This window comes from Streptomyces sp. NPDC042002 (assembly GCF_055588305.1).
Map to the genome: position 1 here is coordinate 1 of NZ_JBVJCT010000082.1, position 3,275 is coordinate 3,275.

Here is a 3,275-nt window from a genome sequence, read left to right on the forward strand (position 1 = left end):
GGGCGTGCAGAGAATTAACTTGCGGGTTTTGAGACTTGACCTCGCAGGTCAGCGTGCCACTCGCCTACATGTTGTTCTTCTGCACGCCCTTACTGCTTGTTTCAGAATGAGATTCGGAGTCGCCTCAAACCAGATGATGCTGCAGGCGCATTCGAGCGAGCTTTGATGCAGGCCAGCCCAGGGAAGGCATCGGCCGCACCTTCACCCTCTTCATCACCCCAGCCGCGCGCCCGGGCCTGGTCGCTTCTGTCGCCTCCCGTACTGCCGGTGCCGCCCTAACCGACGTCCGCCGGCGCGGCACCTGGGCCGGTGCCCTTTGCAAGGACGGTCGTCCCATCCGAGGGCGAGGCGGTCTTCGGGCGCCCGATCGGGCCATGACGTTCTCGCCATAGTCAATGAAATTGTTGACGCACGACGTGCGTCAGTTAGAATGTTGACATGCCCCAGATGCCTACCCTGTCCGAACTCGCCGGCCTGGTGATCCTCGCCTGCATCAACGAGCCCCGCGACCCCGTCCGGCAGATCGCCGCCGCAGAGCAGCTCGCCAGTGACCTCGACGTTCTCGGCAACAGCCTGATCGGCTTGTTCGTGGAGATGGCGCGGGCCGAGGGCTGTTCCTGGGTGGACATCGGCGCGCCCCGCGGTCTCAGCAAGCAGGGGGCGCAACAGCGATACGCGCCGTTCCTCGCGCAGTTGACCGTCGATGACCTGATCCGCGCCGGTGTTTTGCAGCGCTTCGACGATGAAACGCTCAGATGCTTGCGCGGCGCCGAGACACGCGCGGGTCGGCACGGCCGCGATGCGGTCGACAGCGGCGATCTCCTTGTCGCGGTCCTCGACGACCCAGCCGGGTTGGCCGGTACCGTGCTTCGCGCGTTCGACGTCGACCCGTCTGACGTTCGAGCCGCACTGGAGCGGGAATCGGACAGTGAGCGGCCGGTCGCGGCAACCGCCCGCACTCAGCCGGGTATCGGCCCAGACGCCCGCCGGGCGATCGACGGCGCGGTCGCCGAAGCGGACGGGCACGGCGTCGCTGCGGCCCACCTGTTCCTCGGGCTCCTGCGCGCGCCCGGCAGCCGCGCGGGCCAGGTGCTCACCGCTCACGGCGTCACCCGGCGAGCCGCGCTTGCCAGAATGCTCGGGCTGGCGGGCCGCTCCACAGGGGGCCCCGCATGAGCGCTTTTCAGCCCGTCGTCGACGCGCTCGACGCCTTGCCGACCACCGCATTTCTCGTGCTTAACCGGGGCCGAGTCGTGTTCGACCACGGCGAGACGAGCGCACCCAGCTTTCTGGCATCGGTGCGCAAGAGCATCCTGTCCGTCCTCTACGGAACGGCGGTCGCCGATGGAACCATCCGGCTCGACGCGACCCTCGACGAGCTCGGAATCGACGACATAGGCGGGCTGCTGTCGCAGGAACGCCGCGCCACCGTGCGCGACCTGCTGACGTCGAGCTCCGGGGTCTATCACCCGGCGGCGACCGTGGCCGGGCCCGAGGAGAGTGCGCCGGCTCGGGGCAAACAGCCACCGGGCACGCTGTTCCTCTACAACAATTGGGACTTCAACGCCCTCGGCACGATCTTCGAGCGGTGCACCGGGCGGTCTGTCTTCTCAGCGCTCGCCGAGGACCTGGCCGCGCCGCTCGGCTTGGAGGACTTCGACCCGGCTCGCCAGCGGCTGCTCGGCCGTCCCGAGGTTTCCGAACACCTCGCCCATCACCTCTTCCTGTCCGCCCGCGATCTCGGACGGATCGGCACGATGATGCTGCAGAACGGCCGGTGGGACGACCGGCAGGTGGTACCCGCGTCCTGGACGGCCGAGAGCACCTCGGTGCAGGTCAACCGCGGCGCCGACGTGCAGCTCGACTACGGTTACCTCTGGTGGCTCCCGCGGCTGTTGGGGCACGGCTCGTTCATGGCGATCGGCAACTTCGGCCAATACCTTCTCTGCGTGCCACCCGGGTTGGTCATCGTGCACCTGCGCGCCGTCCCCGACGACGTCATCCTCGCCCGCACCCAGGGCACGCCGGTACCGGCCCCGATCGACTCCGTGAGCCCACAGCAGTTCATGAAGGTGGTACGTGTGATGTTGGCCGCGCTGCGGCCCTGATATGGAACCGCCGCCCGGACATCGACGAGCAGGCCGCTCCAGGATCGGTCTCTCGAAGCGGCGCCGCAGTAGTTCGCACGCTGGTCGTCATGACGGTAGTGATCCTCGTCAACCGCGCGAGGCGTCCCAGGCGCGGCAAGAGGGGGAGCCATGCGCCCGTCCCAGGTCCCGGTGTCTGCTCTGACTCATCAGGCGAGCTTGCCTGGTCAATCGGCCCGCCTCAACCGGGATCTTCCGCCACGCTGCCGGACGCGAACAGCGATCTTGTACCCGATGACCTGTGGACGCGCATCGCTCCTATGCTTCCGGCCCCTCCACAGCGGCGGCATCGGTATGCAGGACGACACCGAACATGCGACCGCATCGCGTTGGCAGGCATCATCTTCGTCCTCCGCACAGGCGTGACCTGGCGCGACGTGCCACGTCAGGAGGTGGGCTGCTCCGGGGTCACGGCCTGGCGCCGTTTACGAGACTGGACCGACGCCGGCGTCTGGCCCCGACTGCACGCGGCGATCCTTGCCGAGCTGCGGGCGGCCGGGCTGCTGGAGATGGACGATTGTGCCATCGACGGCTCGCACATCCGTGCCCTCAAAGGAGGAACTCACACCGGACCATCTCCGGTCGACCGGGGCCGCCCTGGAAGCAAGCACCACATCATCGTCGACCGGCACGGCACGCCGCTCGCGGTGTCACTGACCGGCGGCAACCGGCACGATGTGACCCAGCTGATGCCCCTCGTCGATGCCATCCCCCGCATTCGTGGCTTGTGCGGCCGGCCACGCCACCGGCCCCGGCAGCTGTTCGCCGACCGAGGCTACGCCTTCGACAAATATCGCCGTCTCGTCCGGGCACGTGGGATCACACCCAAGATCGCCCGCCGAGGCACTCCGCCCGGCTCCGGGCTGGGCAAGACCCGATGGGTCGTCGAGCGCACCTTCGCCTGGCTCCACCAGTTCAAACGACTCCGCATCCGCTACGAGATACGAGCCGATCTCCACCTCGGGCTGCTCCAACTTGCCTGCAGCGTCATCTGTTTGAGACGACTCCGGACCTCATTCTGAAACGACCAGTTAGAGGGTGTTTAGCGCCTATTTAGGTTGTTATACGGCGGTTTGGATCTCGGCTTGTCTGGGAGTGCTGAGGCTGGCGTGAGTGATGGTGCACGAG

General features: G+C 67.2%; 3 protein-coding genes. All 3 read left to right on the plus strand.

What is annotated here, in order from left to right; translation table 11 throughout:
* Positions 1-438 precede the first annotated feature (438 nt).
* The 3 genes from ACZ6KY_RS42095 to ACZ6KY_RS42105 all read left to right on the plus strand — a co-directional run bounded on the left by ACZ6KY_RS42095 (position 439) and on the right by ACZ6KY_RS42105 (position 3,169).
* A complete protein-coding gene (locus ACZ6KY_RS42095; protein WP_469315522.1) occupies positions 439-1,176 on the plus strand; it encodes a Clp protease N-terminal domain-containing protein in 738 nt (245 codons plus the stop codon).
* Positions 1,173-2,108, plus strand: coding sequence for a serine hydrolase domain-containing protein (locus ACZ6KY_RS42100; RefSeq protein ID WP_469315523.1), 936 nt, complete (start codon positions 1,173-1,175; stop codon positions 2,106-2,108). The genes ACZ6KY_RS42095 and ACZ6KY_RS42100 overlap by 4 nt, the downstream gene beginning before the upstream one ends.
* Positions 2,109-2,350: 242 nt before the next feature.
* Complete coding sequence (locus ACZ6KY_RS42105; protein ID WP_469315524.1) at positions 2,351-3,169, plus strand: IS5 family transposase; 819 nt, start codon at positions 2,351-2,353, stop codon at positions 3,167-3,169.
* Positions 3,170-3,275 lie beyond the last annotated feature (106 nt).